Annotated in this window: 22 protein-coding genes and 1 pseudogene; 13 read left to right on the forward strand and 10 right to left on the reverse strand. The window is 71.7% G+C overall.

The features are described from left to right. Positions 1-3 precede the first annotated feature (3 nt). The 3 genes from QSK37_RS23850 to QSK37_RS23860 all read right to left on the reverse strand — a co-directional run bounded on the left by QSK37_RS23850 (position 4) and on the right by QSK37_RS23860 (position 1,599). Positions 4-543, reverse strand: a complete 540-nt coding sequence (locus QSK37_RS23850) for a DUF4262 domain-containing protein (RefSeq protein WP_285625029.1) — start codon at positions 541-543, stop codon at positions 4-6. Positions 544-667: 124 nt separating this feature from the next. Further along, complete coding sequence (locus tag QSK37_RS23855; RefSeq protein ID WP_285625032.1) at positions 668-1,300, reverse strand: TetR/AcrR family transcriptional regulator; 633 nt, start codon at positions 1,298-1,300, stop codon at positions 668-670. 134 nt (positions 1,301-1,434) lie between these two features. Then, entirely contained in the window at positions 1,435-1,599 is a 165-nt protein-coding gene (locus QSK37_RS23860; protein ID WP_285625035.1) for a hypothetical protein, read from the reverse strand. Here QSK37_RS23860 and QSK37_RS51790 point away from each other — a divergent pair. From QSK37_RS51790 to QSK37_RS23875, 3 genes and pseudogenes are all read left to right on the forward strand, one after another. Continuing rightward, positions 1,544-1,960, forward strand: a pseudogene (locus QSK37_RS51790) (MFS transporter); the annotation flags it as partial. The gene QSK37_RS23860 and the pseudogene QSK37_RS51790 overlap by 56 nt on opposite strands. 200 nt (positions 1,961-2,160) lie before the next feature. Continuing rightward, a complete protein-coding gene (locus QSK37_RS23870; RefSeq protein ID WP_285625039.1) occupies positions 2,161-2,844 on the forward strand; it encodes an MFS transporter in 684 nt (227 codons plus the stop codon). A 39-nt stretch (positions 2,845-2,883) separates the two neighbouring features. Beyond that, positions 2,884-3,348 carry a protein-tyrosine phosphatase family protein gene (locus QSK37_RS23875; RefSeq protein WP_285625042.1) on the forward strand — a complete coding sequence of 155 codons (465 nt, stop codon included), beginning with the start codon at positions 2,884-2,886 and terminating at the stop codon, positions 3,346-3,348. Between the two features lie 6 nt (positions 3,349-3,354). Here QSK37_RS23875 and QSK37_RS23880 read toward each other — a convergent pair whose 3' ends face one another. After that, positions 3,355-3,858 (reverse strand): hypothetical protein, encoded by a 504-nt coding sequence (locus tag QSK37_RS23880; protein ID WP_285582811.1) that lies wholly within the window; start codon positions 3,856-3,858, stop codon positions 3,355-3,357. A 359-nt stretch (positions 3,859-4,217) separates the two neighbouring features. Here QSK37_RS23880 and QSK37_RS23885 point away from each other — a divergent pair, with 359 nt between their 5' ends. The 3 genes from QSK37_RS23885 to QSK37_RS23895 are packed head-to-tail and all read left to right on the forward strand — an operon-like array spanning position 4,218 to position 5,530. After that, on the forward strand, positions 4,218-4,496 hold the full coding sequence (locus tag QSK37_RS23885; protein ID WP_285625044.1) for a hypothetical protein: 279 nt from the start codon (positions 4,218-4,220) through the stop codon (positions 4,494-4,496). A 45-nt stretch (positions 4,497-4,541) separates the two neighbouring features. Then, entirely contained in the window at positions 4,542-4,874 is a 333-nt protein-coding gene (locus QSK37_RS23890; protein ID WP_432705593.1) for an ATP-binding protein, read from the forward strand. After that, complete coding sequence (locus QSK37_RS23895) at positions 4,871-5,530, forward strand: response regulator (protein ID WP_285625046.1); 660 nt, start codon at positions 4,871-4,873, stop codon at positions 5,528-5,530. Before QSK37_RS23890 ends, QSK37_RS23895 begins: the two co-directional genes overlap by 4 nt. Before the next feature lie 21 nt (positions 5,531-5,551). Here the strand turns inward: QSK37_RS23895 and QSK37_RS23900 are convergent, their stop codons facing one another. Then, complete coding sequence (locus QSK37_RS23900; protein WP_285625049.1) at positions 5,552-6,109, reverse strand: P-loop nucleotide/nucleoside kinase family protein; 558 nt, start codon at positions 6,107-6,109, stop codon at positions 5,552-5,554. A 103-nt stretch (positions 6,110-6,212) separates the two neighbouring features. Here QSK37_RS23900 and QSK37_RS23905 point away from each other — a divergent pair, with 103 nt between their 5' ends. Both QSK37_RS23905 and QSK37_RS23910 read left to right on the forward strand, forming a co-directional pair. Further along, entirely contained in the window at positions 6,213-6,986 is a 774-nt protein-coding gene (locus QSK37_RS23905; RefSeq protein ID WP_285625051.1) for a methyltransferase domain-containing protein, read from the forward strand. A gap of 40 nt (positions 6,987-7,026) precedes the next feature. After that, a complete protein-coding gene (locus QSK37_RS23910) occupies positions 7,027-7,665 on the forward strand; it encodes a class I SAM-dependent methyltransferase (protein ID WP_285625054.1) in 639 nt (212 codons plus the stop codon). Between the two features lie 50 nt (positions 7,666-7,715). Here QSK37_RS23910 and QSK37_RS23915 read toward each other — a convergent pair whose 3' ends face one another. Beyond that, the gene (locus QSK37_RS23915; RefSeq protein WP_285625058.1) at positions 7,716-8,624 is read right to left on the reverse strand and encodes an RNA polymerase sigma-70 factor; all 909 of its coding nucleotides are present in this window, start codon (positions 8,622-8,624) and stop codon (positions 7,716-7,718) included. 177 nt (positions 8,625-8,801) lie between these two features. Here QSK37_RS23915 and QSK37_RS23920 point away from each other — a divergent pair, with 177 nt between their 5' ends. From QSK37_RS23920 to QSK37_RS23930, 3 genes are read left to right on the forward strand one after another with little or no spacing between them, the layout of a single operon-like run. Beyond that, the gene (locus QSK37_RS23920; protein ID WP_285625060.1) at positions 8,802-9,545 is read left to right on the forward strand and encodes an SDR family oxidoreductase; all 744 of its coding nucleotides are present in this window, start codon (positions 8,802-8,804) and stop codon (positions 9,543-9,545) included. Further along, positions 9,542-9,760: a hypothetical protein gene (locus tag QSK37_RS23925; RefSeq protein WP_285625063.1), complete on the forward strand. Its 219-nt coding sequence runs from the start codon at positions 9,542-9,544 to the stop codon at positions 9,758-9,760. Before QSK37_RS23920 ends, QSK37_RS23925 begins: the two co-directional genes overlap by 4 nt. Before the next feature lie 17 nt (positions 9,761-9,777). Continuing rightward, the gene (locus tag QSK37_RS23930; protein WP_285625066.1) at positions 9,778-10,542 is read left to right on the forward strand and encodes an SDR family NAD(P)-dependent oxidoreductase; all 765 of its coding nucleotides are present in this window, start codon (positions 9,778-9,780) and stop codon (positions 10,540-10,542) included. Positions 10,543-10,569: 27 nt separating this feature from the next. On the opposite strand, the gene QSK37_RS23935 is transcribed toward QSK37_RS23930, so the two are convergent. From QSK37_RS23935 to QSK37_RS23945, 3 genes are all read right to left on the reverse strand, one after another. After that, positions 10,570-10,992, reverse strand: coding sequence for a DNA-binding protein (locus QSK37_RS23935; protein WP_285625069.1), 423 nt, complete (start codon positions 10,990-10,992; stop codon positions 10,570-10,572). Between the two features lie 9 nt (positions 10,993-11,001). Then, a complete protein-coding gene (locus QSK37_RS23940) occupies positions 11,002-13,458 on the reverse strand; it encodes a HelD family protein (RefSeq protein ID WP_285625072.1) in 2,457 nt (818 codons plus the stop codon). Between the two features lie 145 nt (positions 13,459-13,603). Further along, positions 13,604-14,392 (reverse strand): amidohydrolase family protein, encoded by a 789-nt coding sequence (locus QSK37_RS23945; protein WP_285625075.1) that lies wholly within the window; start codon positions 14,390-14,392, stop codon positions 13,604-13,606. Positions 14,393-14,493: 101 nt separating this feature from the next. Here QSK37_RS23945 and QSK37_RS23950 point away from each other — a divergent pair, with 101 nt between their 5' ends. After that, positions 14,494-14,934 carry a MerR family transcriptional regulator gene (locus QSK37_RS23950; RefSeq protein ID WP_285625077.1) on the forward strand — a complete coding sequence of 147 codons (441 nt, stop codon included), beginning with the start codon at positions 14,494-14,496 and terminating at the stop codon, positions 14,932-14,934. Here QSK37_RS23950 and QSK37_RS23955 read toward each other — a convergent pair. Next, positions 14,894-15,838 (reverse strand): CPBP family intramembrane glutamic endopeptidase, encoded by a 945-nt coding sequence (locus QSK37_RS23955; protein WP_285625079.1) that lies wholly within the window; start codon positions 15,836-15,838, stop codon positions 14,894-14,896. The genes QSK37_RS23950 and QSK37_RS23955 overlap by 41 nt on opposite strands. 247 nt (positions 15,839-16,085) lie before the next feature. Between QSK37_RS23955 and QSK37_RS23960 the strand changes: the two genes are divergently transcribed. After that, positions 16,086-16,412: a hypothetical protein gene (locus QSK37_RS23960; protein ID WP_285625082.1), complete on the forward strand. Its 327-nt coding sequence runs from the start codon at positions 16,086-16,088 to the stop codon at positions 16,410-16,412. Positions 16,413-16,494: the final 82 nt, after the last annotated feature.

The following is a 16,494-nucleotide window of genomic DNA, read 5'->3' on the forward strand; positions in this document are numbered from 1 at the left end:
CGTTCAGTCGAGTCGGGACCATGGGCCTTCGGTCTCTCCCTTGGGGATCCACAGCAGCGGTTGGCAGGTGCGGCAGTAGTCGTCCACCCCGTCCTCCCAGGGGAAGCGTCCGGACTTGTCCGGCCAGAACAGTTGCGTGACCGGCAGCGGAGGGACCTGGTAGAAGTCGAGGCCGGCGCCGAAGAAGTCGTAGTACCAGCTGGAGTGCACGGGGCGAACGGCCACTTCGTAGTTGTTCAGGACGTCGTCCCTGCGCTGGTCCGGTTCGAGGGGGAGGCCGTCGCGGATCCCCGCGCCGGCGGAGTTCACCACCGGCATCCCGACCCGTACGGGCAGGCCGAAGACGCAGACCTCGGGGCTGCGCAACGTGTGCCAGAGGCCGATGGAGTAGGCCCAGTCGGCGGGCGCGTCGCCGCCGTCGACTCCCATGACGTGCCAGCCGGCATCGGTGACGCTCTTGGCGATGCGGCTGTCGCGCTCCTCCCAGGCCGGCCCCTCCGGAGGCGGCGAGCAGAGGAGACAGAAACAGGGGGAGTCGTCCATCGGCAGGAGAGTAGACGAAACCTCAGGTTGGAGGCGACTTCCGACCGTCCGGGGGCATGGCCGGGCACAGGAGGTCACGACTCCGGGTCCGCCTCAGCGGTGCCCTGTTCGCCGGTGACCAGGCTCAGGACGGTCGGTGGGCTCGGACGATCAGGTCGGTGGTCTGGCGGGCGATCTCTCGGATCTCGTCTTCGGCGAGAGTCTGTACGCCGCGCAGCGAGCGCACCTGCCCCTCGGTGCTGAGCAGCATGATGAACTGGCGCGCGGCCAGCGGCGGGTCGGGTACGGCGAGGTCTCCGCGACGGTCGCGTTCGGTCAGGTAGGTGGCGATCGCATCGCTGATGGCCTGGCTGTTGCCGTCGTCGCGCCAGGACCGTTGCAGCTCCGGATGGTGGGTCAGCTCCGCGATGGTCAGCCGGTGCAGGGCCATGTTCTCGGGGGCGAGTATGGCCCGTAGCAGCCGCTCGCCCGCGCTCTGCAGGTCGGCGCGCGCATCGCCGGTGTCGGGGACGAGCGTGCCCAGGTCCTCGGGGGCCACGCCCGTCGCCTTGCGCGCCTCCGCGACGACGGCGAGGAACAGGCGTTCCTTGTCGCCGAAGTGCCCGTACACGGTCTGCTTGCCCACGCCGGCCGTGGCGGCGATGGCGTCCACGCTCGCTCGCGCATAGCCGTCTCGCAGGAACACCTCGGTCGCCGCACGCAGGATCGCCTCGTGCTTGGCGGCGGACCGGCCGGGCGGCGCTGTCGGCTGAGGCATGGCCGCACTCTATCACTTGCTAGACGAGACGGTTCAGTCTAGTCCCCCGGAACGGAACTGAACCGTCTAGTCTTATGGAGGCTCGCCATGACTCGCTCCGCTCCTCAGTCGCGCCGGCGCGGGAGGCCCGAATCTCAGGCGCCCCCGTCCGACCGCCTCGATCCCGCGCTGATCAGGCTGGCGCTGACCCTCATGCTCGGCTCGGCCGCCTCGGGCATGGACACGACGATCACCAACGTCGCGATCGCGCCCCTCGCCCGGCACTTCGACGCGCCGGTGACGTCGATCCAGTGGGTCAATACGGCTTACCTGCTGGCCCTGTCGATGGTCATCCCGCTCACCGGCTGGTCGATCGAGCGTTTCGGGGCCCGCCGGATGTGGTTGTTCTCGCTGGCGACGTTCCTGGGCGGCTCGGTGCTGTGCGCCGCGGCGTGGTCGGTCGGCAGCCTGGTCACCTTCCGGGTGCTCCAGGGCCTCGGCGGTGGGATGTTGCTGCCTCTGGCCCGCACGATCCTCGCCCAGGCGGCGGGACGCGAGCGAATGGGCCGGGCCATGGTCTTCGTGGCCGTCCCGGGGAGCTTCGCGCCCGCCTTCGGCCCGGTGATCGGCGGCCTGCTGATCGACGAACTGAGCTGGCGCTGGGCGTTCTACATCAACATTCCGATCTGCCTGTTCGGCCTGCTCATGGCGTGGTGGACGGTGCCGGCCGACGGCCCGCGTCAGGCCACCGCCCGGTTGGACGGGCTCGGTCTCCTCCTGCTGTCGCCCGCGCTGGCCGCCCTCATGTACGGCCTCTCCGAGGCCGGCAACCGTGGCAGCCTCACCGGCGGCGCGGTGCCGGTCGCTCTCGCTATCATGGCGTGGCCCTCCTGGTGGCCTACGTGGTCCACGCGCTACGCGCCCGGATCACGCCCGTCATCGACCTACGGCTGTTCCGGATCCGGTCCTTCAGCGCGGCCTCCACCCTGCTGTTCCTGCTGGGCGGGTCGCTGTTCGGGACGATGTTCCTCGTGCCGCTCTACTACCAGCAGTCGTGTGGCGCCAGTGTGCTGCACGCCGGGTTGCTGCTGGCGCCCCGCGCGCTGGGCTCGGCCCTGGGCCTGCTGTTCGTCGGCAAGCTGATCGACCGGACCGGCGCCGAGCGATCCCTCACCCTGACCGGAATGGCCATGGTCACTGTCGGGACGATCCCGTACGCCCTCGCGGGCCCGCACACCAGCCAGCTGCTCCTCGGCACGGCCCTGTTCGTGAGCGGTGCGGGCATCGGAGCCGTGCTGATGACGGCGATGACCGCCACGTACCGCGAGCTGTCCGCCGAGCAGATGGCCGCGGCCACCAGCGCCAGCCGGATCTTCCAGCAGGTCGGCGGATCGTTCGGCACCGTGGTGCTCGCGATCATCCTCCAACATCGGCTCGCCGCGACGCACGAACCGTCCGGTGCCTTCCATCACGCGTTCGCCTGGGCGCTCGGTCTCGCCGTACTGGCGCTCGTCCCGACCCTGCTCCTGGCGCGACGCAAGAACCCGACGCCCGACCGGGACTGATCGACCGCCGGGGAGCCTCTCGCTGTCATGCTGAGCGGCATGGCCGACACGACAGACGGGCACGACGGCGCGCCGCTCACGGGTGGCTTCCAGCTCCCCGACGGTTCGTGGGTGCGCGGTCGTGGCCTGCGTCATCCACTGCCGGCGGGGCGCGTACCCGACTTCGGTCTCTACCTCGGCTCCACGCGGCTCATCCGCCGCCACGAGAGCGGGCTGCGGTGGCCGTACGAATGGATCGACTGGCCCGACTTCCTGCTGCCCCGCGACCGCGACGAGGCCGTCCGGCGGATCCGCGCGCTGCATCAGCGGGCCAGGGCGGGCGCCGCGGTGGAGGTCGCCTGCGGAGGCGGTGTCGGCCGCACCGGTACCGTCATCGCGTGCCTGGCCGTGCTGGCCGGTCTCGACCGGCGGGACGCGGTCGCCTGGACCCGCGAGCACCACCATCATCGGGCCGTCGAGACCCCCTGGCAGCGCCGTTGGGTGCAGCGCTTCCCCACCGAATGAGCCCGATCAGCGCCGGTGGCGCTCGGCGAGTCGCTTCAGGTTCAGCAGCTGCCGGCGAGCCATGATCAGGTCGCCGACGGACAGTCCGGGTGCCGCCCAGCGGGCGGTCCGCATGACGACCTTGAGCAGCAGGCGCGTCGTGTCCTGCTCCTCGGGCACGACGACGTAGGACATGAAGGCGCCCATGATGGTGGCGGTCAGCTGTCTCCCGGGATCGACCGAGACGATCCGGCCCAGCTCACGCCCGCCGGCGGCGGTGGTGAACCGGTCGCCGACCCGCGGCTCCGGAAGGTCCACCGGCTCCCGCGGTGAGCGGCGGCCGAGGTTGTCGATCCAGTCGTAGGAGTACGGGGCGAGCCGTACCTGCACGACCCACGGCCACACCGCTTCGGCGGGCGCCTCGACCCGTACGCCCCGCCACGCCTGCAGCACGGGTGAGGTGACGAAGTCGTCGCAGGGATACGAGCGCAGGGTCTCGCTCTCGCTCACGCCCCAGCGGTCACCGATCACGTCCCCATCCTCCGCCAGAACGCCGCACCGAACCATCCCCCGTGCGAGCTACCTGAGAGTGTCCACCGCGCGGTGACGATTCCAGGCCGTCGAATCCCTAGCGTTCTCGACGTCGCCGCGGCGCCCCGGCCGCGGGATCCCAACGGAATCTCACACGGGAGCCGTCATGCGGTTGTTGAAGCAACTCGTGCCCGTAGTGGTGGTCGCCTTCGTCGGCGGGCAGCTCGTGAGCGCGGTACAGGACAATGCGCTTCTGTGCCTGGTCCTGGGTCTCGCGACGGCCGTGCTCGCGGTGTTCGTGTACGCCTGGACGGTGCGGTGGTCCGAGCGCCGCGTACGCCGCCACCCGCAACCTGTGGGTGCCGATCGGCCTGCACTTCGGCTGGAACTCCGCGGAGGCCGGCATCTTCGGCACCGAGGTCTCCGGCAGCGGAAAGACCCAGGGGCTGCCGCACGGCATGACCTCGGGCCCGGGCCTGATCACCGGTGGCAGGTTCGGGCCGGAGGCGAGCCCGTACGCGGTCGTGTTCGGTGTGCTGGTGACGATCGCGTTCCTGTGGCTGGCTCACCGGCGCGGCAACCTGGTGCCTCGACGGCGCGGTGCGCGGACGACGCCGACCGCTACGCTCGCCCAGTGATCGACTTCCGGCGGGTCCCGGACCTGTGACGGCGGTGGAACGCCGGTGGAGTTCACCGAGGAGGGCGGGCCGGCGGAGTCGGCCGGCAGCGCCGAGTTCGTGGCCTACCGGGTGGTGCAGGAAGCACTGACCAACGCGCTCAAGTACGCACACGGCAGCCGCACTTCGGTTCACGTGCGCTATCACGAGAAGGAGATCACGGTGGAGGTCGGCACCGACGGTTCCGGTGCGCGGAGCGGTTCTCCCGGCGGGAGCGGGCGAGGTCTCGCCGGGCTCCGCGAGCGGGTCGACGCCTTGGGCGGCGAGTTCAGCGCCCACCGGCAGGCGAACGGCGGCTTCGTCGTACGCGCGCGCATCCCCGCGGGGAGCCCCTCGTGACCGCGCCGGTCCGGGTCCTGGTCTGCGACGACCAGGCCCTGATCCGCACCGGGTTCGCCACGATCATCGACGCGCAACCCGACCTGGAAGTGGTGGGCGAGTGCGGGGACGGTCGCGCCGCGGTCGACCTCGCCCGCCGGCTCAACCCGGACATCGTGGTGATGGACGTACGAATGCCGGTGCTCGATGGCATCGAGGCGACCCGCCTGCTGGCCGGCGCCGAGGTGGAGCATCCCGTCAAGGTGCTCGTGGTGACGACGTTCAACCTGGACGAGTACGTGTACGAGGCGCTGCGCGCGGGGGCGAGCGGGTTCCTGCTCAAGGACGCGCCACCGGCGCAGCTGCTGCACGGCATCCGTACCGTCGCGACCGGCGCCGCGCTGCTGGCACCCGAGGTGACGCGGCAGCTCGTCGGCAGGTACGCCGCGCGGATCCGCCCCGCCGAGACCGCACCGGACGACATCGCGCTGACCCCGCGCGAGCTGGAGGTCCTGCGCCTCATCGCCGACGGCCTGTCCAACGGCGAGATCGCCGCGCGGTTGGTGATCAGCCACGAGACCGTCAAGACGTACGTGTCGCGCATCCTCACCAAGCTCGACCTGCGGGACCGCGTGCAGGCGGTGGTCTACGCCTACCGCAACGGCCTGGTGAGCTGAGACCTCCGCCGAACTCGAGCCTCAGCCGTTGACGAATGCCACGATCTCGTCGAGGCCGGGGGCGTAGCCGTCCGTCGTGTCGACCTCGATCCAGGGGGCGTCCACCGAAACCCGGTCGAACGCGTTGTGCCGCTGTGCCCGCATCGCGGCGTTCTCCGGCCGGGTGCCCTCGTGTGCGCGGCGCAGTGGATTCTCCTCCCAGCGCCGTACCTTCCGGGAGAACGCGACGTCCGCGTCGACGAGGCAGTGCACGACGCGCAGGCGCGCCAGGCCGTGGAGCGGTTCCAGCCCGGGCCGCCACAACCGGTCCTGGAACGCGGCCTCCGCGACCACGGTCACCCCTGCGTTCAACAGGAACTCCAGAACACCGAAGAACGCCGGCAGCGTCCGTGCGCTCAACTCGTCGCCCGGACCTGCCGTGAATCCGGGAACGGCATGCGCCATGCCTTCCTTGATCTCGTCCCGGCAGATCGCCGGACAGCCCACCGCCCGTGCGATCGCATGCGCGAGAGTCGTCTTGCCCGTTCCGGGTGGGCCGCTGACGATGACAAGTGTGGGCTGACGGGTTGTCACGCTCATAGTTCGAAGATTTCACGAACCAGCGTTCTCGGGCTGATCGCTTACTACACTCCCCATCACGCCATTTTCGGCGAGTCTCGAGCCGGCTGGTTGACTGGTCTCCGTGAGCTCATCAGCGTTCGAAGCGACCACGCCGGACCGCGTCTCCTACCTCGACCGGCTCGCCGTGACCGACCTGGGCCGCTCCTACAAGCGGCGCATGCTCGACGAACTCGACGTCCGGGCCGGGCAGACGGTCCTGGACATCGGCTGCGGCCCCGGCACCGACCTCGCGTCGCTCGCCGAGGCGGTGACTCCCGATGGAGCGGTGATCGGCGTCGACCGCGACCAGAAGATGATCGACGCCGCACGCGAGCGCACCGCCGGCCGGACCACGGTGAACATCTGCCTCGGCGACGCCCACGACCTGCCGCTGACGGACGGTACCGCCGACCGGGCCCGTACCGACCGGGTGCTGCAACACGTCGCCGACCCGGTCCGGGCGCTCGACGAGATGCGCCGGGTGCTGCGGCCGGGCGGACGGCTGGTCATGGGCGAGCCCGACTGGAACACCCTGGCCATCGATCACCCCGACGACGACCTCTCGCTCGCCTACACCCGTCATGTGGCCGAGAAGGTGATCAAGAACGCGGGGATCGGCAGGCGACTCGCCCGGCTCGCGACCGACGCCGGGTTCTCCGTGCCCACCGTGATCCCGGTGACCCCGGTGTTCCGGGACGTGCAGGCCGCCGACAAGGTGCTCGGCCTCGAACGCACCACCCAGCGCGCCGTGGCCGCCGGATACTTCACCGCGGAGCAGGCGCGGCGCTGGCTGGACCACCTCGCCCGCGGCCCGTTCCTCGCGGCCGTCACCTTCTACATCGTCGTCGCCGAATAACGCCCGGACCGTCGCGATCCGCCCACTAGAGTCGTGGGCCGTGACCGAACGACCTGCCTACCTCAGTGCGACAGCTGATGCCTACGACGCCGTGGTGGCTCCCTACGTGGAGCTCGCCCAGGGCGCGCTCGCCCAGGTGCCGCTGGACCGCGCGGTGCTCGCCGCGTTCGCCGACTCCGTACGTGCGGACGGCGCCGGAACCGTCGCCGAAGTGGGCTGCGGCCCCGGGTACACGACCGCGCATCTGCGCGACCTGGGCCTGGACGCCTTCGGCGTCGACCTGTCTCCGGCGATGATCGACCATGCCCGCGCCGCCCATCCCGACCTGCGCTTCGAGGTCGGCTCGATGGACGCCCTCGACGTGGCCGACGGCGAACTCAGCGGCATCCTGTCCTGGTACTCCCTCATCCACGTCCCTCCGGCGGAACTGCCCCCGTACTTCACCGAGTTCCGCCGGGTGCTGGCCCCGGGCGGTCACCTCCTGCTCGGCTTCTTCGAATCCGAGGGCGGGCCGACGACGATGTTCGACCACAAGGTGACGCCGGCCTACCGGTGGCCGATCGACGACCTGGCCGCGCTGGCGCGCAAGGCCGACTTCGTGGAGGTCGGCCGGATGCTGCGCGAACCGCAGGAAGAGGAGCGGTTCCGCCGGGGCAACCTGCTCATGCGCCGACAGTAGGTCCGGCGAGCAGCGCGGCCGGTTCAGTACGGTGGCGCCACGCTCTTCGGTCACTTCCGGGCGGAGCGCGAGCGCGCGAAGGCCGCCAGCTTCACCGGGTTCATCATCCACAGGAGCGTCTGGATGCCCTCCGGCCGCGCGTCGATGCTCAGCAGGGCGACGTCGGTGCCCTCGCGGGAGATCAGCACGCCGGGGCGTCCGTTGACCTCCACCCATTCGACGGTCGCGCCCGGCCAGAAGCGCGGCCCGAAGGCGACGATGAACTTCGCCACGCGGGTGTGGCCCGCGACCGGGATCCTCGCGGCCCCCTTGATGCCGTCGCCGTCGGTGTAGCTGACGACGTCCGCGGCGAAGAGATCTTCGAGGGCGGCGACGTCGCCTGCCCGGGCGGCGGCGAGGAAGACCTCCAGGAGCCTCCGGTGCTCGGCCGTGTCGACGGGTTCACGCCGCTCGGCGGACAGGCGTTTGCGGGCGCGGCTGACGATCTGGCGGGTGTTGACGGCGCTGGTCCGCAGGATGTCGGCGATCTCGCCGTACGGGTAGTCGAAGGCCTCACGCAGGACGTACGCGGCGCGTTCGGTGGGGTTGAGCTTCTCCAGCAGGAGCAGGACGGCGAGTTCGACGGCCTCTCCGCGTTCGGCCCCCACCGCCGGGTCGGCGCTGGTGTCGACGGGCTCGGGCAGCCAGGGGCCGACGTACGTCTCGCGGCGTGCCCTGGCGGACTGCGCCTGGTTGATGGCCAGGCGGGTGGTGGTACGGGCGAGGAACGCCGCGGGGTCGAGCACGACGGTACGGTCGGTGCGCTGCCAGCGCACCCAGACCTCCTGAAGGATGTCCTCGGCCTCCGCCACGCTGCCGAGCATGCGGTAGGCGATGCCGAACAAGCGTGGGCGCAGCTCCAGGTAGGTGGAGGCGGCCTGGTCGAGCCCGCCGTCCGTTCCTGGTCGTTCCGCGCGCATAGACCGCCCGCCCGATCGCCGTCCGTCGCTTCCGCCCAGCCTATCCAGGGCGGACTCGGGGCAGGCCGCGGGCGTCATCGAGCGAATTCCGCCGGGGCTGTCACAGATCGCGGGGCTGTCCGGTCCTAGCTGGTGAGCCGGGCGGAAAGGACGCCCCGGCGGACAGGAAGGCACTTCATGAAGATCGTGGTCATCGGCGGCACCGGCCTCATCGGATCCCGGCTCGTGACGAACCTGAGCGAGCACGGACACGAGGCGGTGGCGGCGGCGCCGAGCACCGGAGTCAACGCTCTCACCGGCGAGGGGCTCGCCGACGTCGTGGCCGGCGCGTCCGTGGTGGTCGACGTCTCCAACTCCCCGTCGTTCGAGGACGGCCCGGTGATGGAGTTCTTCGAGACCTCCACGCGTAACCTGCTGGCCGCCGAGGCGGCGGCGGGCGTCGGGCACCACGTCGCGCTGTCGGTGGTGGGGGCCGACCAGCTGCCCGACAGCGGCTACCTGCGGGCGAAGACCGCGCAGCACAAGCTGATCGAGAGCTCGTCCATCCCGTTCACGATCGTGCAGGCGACGCAGTTCTTCGAGTTCGTCCGCGGCATCGCCGACACGGGCACCGAGGGCGGCACGTTCCGGGTGGCTCCGGTCTCCTTCCAGCCCATCGCGGGTGAGGACGTGTCCCGGCTGGTCGGCAGGGCCGCGGTGGCGGCGCCGGCGAACGGCAGGGTGGAGATCGGCGGGCCGGAGCGGTTCCCGATGGATGAGTTCTTCCGGGCGGCCCTCGCCGCCTGGAACGACCCGCGCGAGGTGGTCACCGACCCGCACGCCCGCTACTTCGGCACCGAGCTGAGCGAGCGGTCCCTGGTGCCGGGCGACGACGCGACCCTCGGCGAGATCCGGTACCACGACTGGCAGGGCCGCTCGTGAGCGTCCCGGGAGACGGCTTCCTGCACGAGCTGGAGCTCGAGGTCAGAGAGGAGATGATCCTGACCGAGTCCAGCGGCCCGGAGGACACCTCCGGCCTGCCGGTCGGCGAGTGGCTGTTCGACCCGGCGGACGCCGAACGCGACCAGGTCGGTCTGCAGGCGCTGCTCGGCGCGGTCCAGGCGCTGGAAGACGGCCCACGCACGGCCGACGAGTAACGAGCGAAGGTGAGAGTGTGACCGTCCAGTTCGACACGGATCTCAGCGGCAGGGTCGTCGTCGTCACCGGCGCCGGATCGGGCATCGGCCGTGCCACCGCGCGTGCCTTCGCCCGCGCCGGCGCCCGCGTCCTCGGCGTCGGGCGTCGCGAGGACGCCCTGGCGGAGACCGCCACCGGACACCCCGGGATCGTCGCGCACTCCGCCGACGTGTGCGCCCCGGACGCGCCCGCCGGAGTGATCGACGCCGCCACCGGCCGCTGGGGACGCCTGGACGTGCTGGTCAACAGTGCCGGTGCCACCAAGGTGATGCCGCTGACCGAGACCACCGCCGACGGTGTCGCCGGCCTGTTCGACCTCAACGTCACCGCGCCGAGCCTGCTCGCCCGCGCCGCCCTGCCTCACCTCCGCCGGGCCAAGGGGTCGATCGTCAACGTCTCCAGCACGTACGGCCATCGGCCCCTCCCCGGTGCCGCCCACTACGCCGCGTCGAAGGCCGCGCTGGAACAGCTCACCCGCAGCTGGGCGCTGGAACTGGCCGCCGACGGTGTCCGCGTCAACGCTCTGGCTCCGGGACCGACCGAGAGCGAGGCGCTGGCCGCGTCCGGGCTGCCCGAGACGACCGTCGAGAAGATCAAACAGGACGAGGCCGCCCGCATCCCTCTCGGCCGCCGCGGCGAACCCGACGAGGTCGCCTCGTGGATCCTGCGTCTCGCCGACCCGGCCACGACCTGGCTCACCGGTCAGATCCTCACCATCGACGGGGGCCTGGAACTCACCTGAGCCGTCGCCGGTCTCCGGCCGGGCCGGTCAGTCCAGCTCGGCATCGGTACGGGCGGTCAGCCGCTGGTGTCGCTGGCGGGCCGCCTGAGCCGAGCCCAACCCCATGGAGAAGGCGATCTGCTGCCAGGTCATGCCGCGTCCCCGGGCCATCTCCAGCAGTCCGATCTCCAGCTCGTCCACCTCGGCTCGCGCCGAGTGGACCAGGGTCAGGGCCGCGGCGATGTCATCGACGTCCGCGCTCGGCTCCCCCTCCTGAAGCGTCAGCCCACCGCCCGCGACGTCGATCACCTGACGCCAGGCGTCCAGCGGGCCCATGGGCATCCGGGACCGCTCCCAGCGCGCGCGGAGGTCACCGCGCGCGTGTCGCTCGGTGAGCCTCGTCAGCGCCAGATACCTGCGCTTGGCACGGGCGTCGGCCGGATCGGGGGTCACGAACGGATCATCGGTCATGCGCTCACGTTAAGAATTAAACGTTCTGTTGTCAACGGAATGTTCAAAGCCCTCGCTGATTCCGGCGAGTTCGGCCGGGACCGCTCCCGGGTGGAGGACGCCGAGGCGCTGGGTCGCGCGGGTGAGGGCCACGTACAGGTCGTTCCGGCCGCGCGGGGAGGCGGTCAGGATCGCCGCGGGGTCGGCGATGAGGACCGAGTCGAACTCCAGGCCCTTCGCCTGCCGGACGCTCAGCACCACGACCGGGCGCTCCAGATCGGGGTCGGGGCCGTACGCCGCGCCGGGGACCTCCGCGGCGACGGCCGCGGCCAGTTCCGCCAGGCGGGCCTCCGGGACGATCACGGCCAGGCGGCCCTCCTCCAGGCGCGCCGCCTCCCTCGCGGCGTGCTCGGCCAGGGCGTTCGGGAGGCCGGCGGGGGTGGTGGCGAGGCGCCAGGGCGGCACGCCCGCCTGCCGTACGGACCGGGGTGGTTCCAGTGCGGGGTCGAGGGTGGCGAGCACGTCCGCGGCGGCGGCCATGATCTCGGCCGGGGTCCGGTAGTTCACGGTCAGCTGCGCGAGGCGCCAGCGGTCACCCGCGTGGGGGCGCAGGGCCTGCTCCCACGAGGAGGCGCCGGCCGCGTCGCCGGTCTGCGCCACGTCGCCCACGATCGTCATCGAGCGGCTCGGGCAGCGCCGCATGAGCAGCCGCCAGGCCATCGCGGACAGCTCCTGCGCCTCGTCCACGATCACATGCCCGAAGGTCCAGGTACGGTCGGCGGCGGCCCGCTCGGCCACGGTGCGGCGGGTCACCGTCTCCTGCCGTCCGGCCAGCTCCTCGGCGCCCAGCAGGTCGGCCGCGGTGAGGATCTCGGGGATCTCGCCCTCCTCCAGGTCGCTGGATCGCGAGCCGACCGAGATCTCCAGCACGCCCTGCGCGTACTCGATCTCCTCGCGGCGCTCGGCCGCCGCACGCGCCCGGCGGGCCGCCTGCGCCCGTGCCTCCCGGTCGTCCTCGCCGAGCAGCTCGGCCGCCTCGTCCAGCAGCGGGACGTCCGCCGGCGTCCAGCCGCCGCCCGATGCGCGTGACAGCAGCCCGCGCTCCGCGTCGGTGAGATGGGGCGCGGCCGACGCGAGCCGAGCCGGGTCGGCGAACAGGTCCGACAGCAGACGCTGCGGTGTCAGGCCGGGCCACAGCTCGTCGAGTACGGCCCGTACGCCCGGGGCGGCGGCGAGTTCCGCGCGCAGCTCCGCCAGGTCGTCCTCGTCCAGGAGCGGCCGTCCGTCGTCCCCGGCGACGGAGTCGGCGTCGAGCAGCTCCTGGGGATACCCGGCCTTGAGCAGGGCCCGTACGTCCGCCTCACCGAGCGTGCCAAGGCCGTCGCCCCCGTCGAGCGGGCGACCTTCGTCGTCGAGCGCGACGGCCTCCAGGCGCTGGGCGACCTGTCGCGTGAGCAGGTCGAGCAGCTCCCGTACGAAGATCCGCCGTGCCTGGTTGTGGAGCACCGGCCCGGTCAGCGCCGCACGCGCCGCACGCCGGTAGTCCTCCTCTTCCAGCCGCAGCGTCTGGTCGCCGTACGCGATCTCCACGGGGCCGCGGGGTGGCGCCTGCCGATCCCGTACGGCGGCGGCCACCACGTCGGCCATGATCGCCCGGCCCTTGATCTCGGCGGTCGTCGGTGGTTCGGCGCGGCCGGCCGTGACCCCGGGGAACAGGTCGCCGACCGTCGACAGCAGCACGCTGGTCTCGCCGAGGCCGGGCAGCACCTGGCCGATGTACCGCAGGAAGGTGGCGTTCGGGCCGACGACGAGCACGCCGCGCTCGGCCAGCTGCCGGTGGGTGTACAGGAGGTACGCGGCGCGGTGCAGCGCGACGGCCGTCTTTCCGGTGCCCGGCCCGCCCTGCACCACCAGCACTCCCCGCGGGCCGGAGCGGATGATCTCATCCTGCTCGGCCTGCAGGGTCTCCACGATGTCCCGCATCCGGCCGGTACGCCCGGCGTTGACCGCCGCCAGCAGCGCGGCCTCCCCGATCAGCCCCTCCTCAACGGCGGCGTCGCCGTCCAGCACCTCGTCGTCGAGGCCGATCACCCGGCGGTCGCGCGTGGTGATGTGGCGCCGGCGCCGTACACCGCCCGGCGCGGCGGCCGTGGCGACGTAGAAGGGACGCGCGGCCGGGGCGCGCCAGTCGAGCAGCAGGGGGTCGCCCTCCTCGTCGAGAACGCCGATCCGCCCGATGTAGAACCGCTCGTCGTCGCGCCGATCGAGCCGGCCGAAGCACAGTCCCTTCTCCGCCGCGTCGAATTTCGCCACCCGCTCGGCGTAGCGGGTGACCGCGACCTCCCGTTCAACGCGCGCCTGCCGGGTTCCGGCAGCCTCCCGCAGCACGCCCGCCATCCGCTCCGCCGCCCGTTCCCGCAGCTCATCGACACGCCGGTAGAGCATCGCGACGTAATTCTGTTCGCGCTCGATTTCGCGAGTAGACAATTGCGCCCCCTTGTTGCTATTATGTCAATAAGAATTACTGCGATTGCCGATTCAGATTAGAGCCGACGTCCATAGTAATTCTCTTTGCGGGCGCGATCGCCCGACATGTCGACAAATCTTTTGGGGCACCGGGCAGCGGCGTGGGTCAGGACAGGCCCAGCAGGGCGGCGGCGGTCGCGCCGAGGACGCGGTCGCGGATCTCACCGGAGGCGGTGACGCGTTCGACGGTCGTCCTGGCCAGCACGGGGTCGCCGTACGGAGCGTCGGACCCGAACATCGTGCGTTCGGGGATCTCGCTGATCGCCAGGCGGACCGCGAAGATGATGCTCGCGGTGGACAGCTCCAGGTACATGGAGGGCGTCTCGCGCACCAGTTCCACGGCGTCCATCCAGTACGCCCCGCCGAGCTGGCTCACGACCAACGGCACGCGCGGATACCGGCGAGCGAGCGCGGCGAGAGTACGAAGGTCGTCGGCCGTCGTGGGCGCGGCACCGTGGACGACCACCGGCAGCCCACCCTGGTCGTCGGCGGCCCGCAGCACGGGCTCGATGCGTGCCGCCTGCCCGGGCGGCGGGGTCAGTTCTCCGATGCCCCGCAGCCCGTGCTCCACCACGTCCCGTTCCACGGCGGCCGCGATCCGCTCGTCCGGCAGCACGAGCGGCACCGAACCGAAGCCGATGAACCGGTCGGGCCACGCCGCCAGGGCGGCGTCCAGCTCCGCCGAGGCGGCCCGGTACGTGTCGGCCTGGTCGTCCCGGCCGTGCAGCCGGTCGTGCAGGATCGCCATCTCCCGGCGCAGTGACGCCAGATCGGCCGCGCGCTCCGGATGGGGGCGGGTCATGAACAGCACCGCGCGGTCCACTCCCGCCTCGTCCAGCAGTGCGATGTGGTCGGCGACCGGGTCGTGGACGTGGCTGTGCGCATCGATGATCAATTGTTCTCCTCGGGTACCGGCCGGGCCGCGGCTGGAATGGGCCCGGCCGTGTCACCGTTGCGCCCTGACACAGTTGGAAGGTCAAGCGAACAGGGGACCTGGTGCTGATCGGAGAACTCGCGCGGCGCACCGGAGTGAGCGAGCGCCTGCTGCGCTACTACGAGAACCGAGGCCTGATCAGCTCCCGGCGCCTCCCCAACGGCTACCGCGACTACGGTGAGGCGACCGAGCAGACGGTCGCCCGGATCCGGGTCCTGCTGTCCGCCGGACTCCCCACGCGCGTCATCCGGCAGATCCTGCCGTGCGCGGCCGGCACGTCGAACCTGCGTCCGTGCCCCGGTGTCCTGGACGCCCTGCGCGAGCAACTGACCGCCCTCGACCGCCGCGCCGGCGAGCTCGCCGAAGCACGCGAGATCCTCGTGCGCACCATCGACCGCACCGCCGGGGCACAAGAGGCGGCCCCCACCGCGATGACCGCGGTGGGGGCTGTTCCGGACGGCGTCAGTCGCGCGGGCCGTGGTAGCCGAGGCGGCCGCGGGTGACGACGAGGAGGATGACCGCGACGGTGCCGTAGCCGATCACGCCGGCGGTCAGAATCCACGACTGGTGCGTGTCCGCGAACAGCTCCGGCAGGACGAGGCTGGCGACCGCGTTGTTGCTCGCGTGCAGCAGCAGGGCGACCGGCAGGCTCTCACGGGTGTGGTTGAACACCCAGGTGATGAGGTAGCTGATCGCCACGGCCATGACGAGGAACGCGCCGAGCGTGATCCACCAGTGGGCCGTGTCGGGCCGGGTGCCGCCGAGCGACCAGCTCGTGAAGAACAGCGGCAGGTGCCAGCAGCCCCAGACCACGCCGAGGATCAGGGTGCCGAGGGCCGCGCCGTGGCGGCGCTGGATCAGCGGCAGGGCGAAGTCGCGCCAGCCGGGCTCCTCGGCCATGCCGGTGGTCAGCACCTGGACGAGGAGCATGGGCAGGTACGCGGCGATGACGGCGATGGAGGGGGTGCGGAGGCTCGCGGCGGCGCCGGGCAGCGCTGCGGTGCCGCCCACCAGCAGCACCGGGACGCCGATCAGCACGATCGGGTACCAGTACCAGCCGCCGACCCGCAGCCGGAACAGCCGCTGCCGCCAGCGGCGCAGCCCGTCCCGCCCGCCGGTGACCGCCGAGACCACGAGGGCGGAGCCGAGCGGTCCGAGGTAGGCACCCGGCAGGACGCCGGGGATCTGGGCGTCGCCCAGCAGCTCGGGGAAGCGGAAGTGCAGCACGCCGAGTCCGTCGCCGGACAGCACGTACGGCAGCCAGGCCAGCCAGCTCGCCGCGTACGCCAGGACGAAGAACGAGACCAGCGGGTGCCGCCGGATCATTTCGACGGGACCGCGGGGAGCGGGACGGCCGCGATCGTCGGCGCGGCGGGCGGATCGGGGCGGCATCGTGGGCGTACTCATCGGTCGAACCCTTCGGGGACGGCGGGCTGGGATGCGAGAACATCGCACCATCGCCGTACGGCCCACGTCGCTCCCGTGACCTGCCCGAACGCGTTCCAGCGCACCCCACCCCCGAGGTAGCGCAGGCTGGAGTGCGGGCTCGCCGCGGAGTGTTCGTTTCAGCCAGATCTGAAGTGAGGCCGGGTGTCCACGGGGCCTTCTTACGATGGCCGCGCGACCGTCCAGCGAAATGGCAGGGAGAACCGTGGTGAGAATGTTGAGCCGTCCCGTCGGGACCATTGCCGTCGTCGCGGCGGCAGGAGTGGCCCTGGCGGGCTGGGGGGCGTCGGCGTACCAGCACCCGACGCCGTCCACGCAGAGGAGCGCCGTCGGCCGGGCCGTACCGAACGCCGCGAAACTCGTCAGCAGGCCGCCGTCGGCGAAGGCCGAGGTCGCCGCGGTGCCCGCCAGTAGGCCGCCGTCGGCCAGAGCCGAGGTCGCCGCGGTGCCCGCCAGCAGACCGCCGACGCGCCGGGCCGCCGCGGTGCCCGCGAGCAGGCCGCCGTCGGCCAAGGCCGAGGCCACCGGTAACTAGACGAGGCGAATAGCGCCGCGTTCCGCGGCGTCATCGGCGGATGGCGCAGGTTACTTGGCCGTACACCCGCGGGTGTACGGCC

This window comes from Actinoallomurus iriomotensis (genome assembly GCF_030269445.1).
Taxonomy (GTDB): domain Bacteria; phylum Actinomycetota; class Actinomycetes; order Streptosporangiales; family Streptosporangiaceae; genus Actinoallomurus; species Actinoallomurus iriomotensis.

Excerpts from the sequence above, each read along its gene's own strand:
- QSK37_RS23850 (WP_285625029.1), bottom strand. The coding sequence starts at position 543 with ATGGACGACTCCCCCTGTTTCTGTCTCCTCTGCTCGCCGCCTCCGGAG.
- QSK37_RS23855 (WP_285625032.1), bottom strand. The coding sequence starts at position 1,300 with ATGCCTCAGCCGACAGCGCCGCCCGGCCGGTCCGCCGCCAAGCACGAG.
- QSK37_RS23875 (WP_285625042.1), top strand. The coding sequence starts at position 2,884 with ATGGCCGACACGACAGACGGGCACGACGGCGCGCCGCTCACGGGTGGC.
- QSK37_RS23900 (WP_285625049.1), bottom strand. The coding sequence starts at position 6,109 with ATGAGCGTGACAACCCGTCAGCCCACACTTGTCATCGTCAGCGGCCCA.
- QSK37_RS23915 (WP_285625058.1), bottom strand. The coding sequence starts at position 8,624 with ATGCGCGCGGAACGACCAGGAACGGACGGCGGGCTCGACCAGGCCGCC.
- QSK37_RS23920 (WP_285625060.1), top strand. The coding sequence starts at position 8,802 with ATGAAGATCGTGGTCATCGGCGGCACCGGCCTCATCGGATCCCGGCTC.
- QSK37_RS23935 (WP_285625069.1), bottom strand. The coding sequence starts at position 10,992 with ATGACCGATGATCCGTTCGTGACCCCCGATCCGGCCGACGCCCGTGCC.
- QSK37_RS23955 (WP_285625079.1), bottom strand. The coding sequence starts at position 15,838 with ATGAGTACGCCCACGATGCCGCCCCGATCCGCCCGCCGCGCCGACGAT.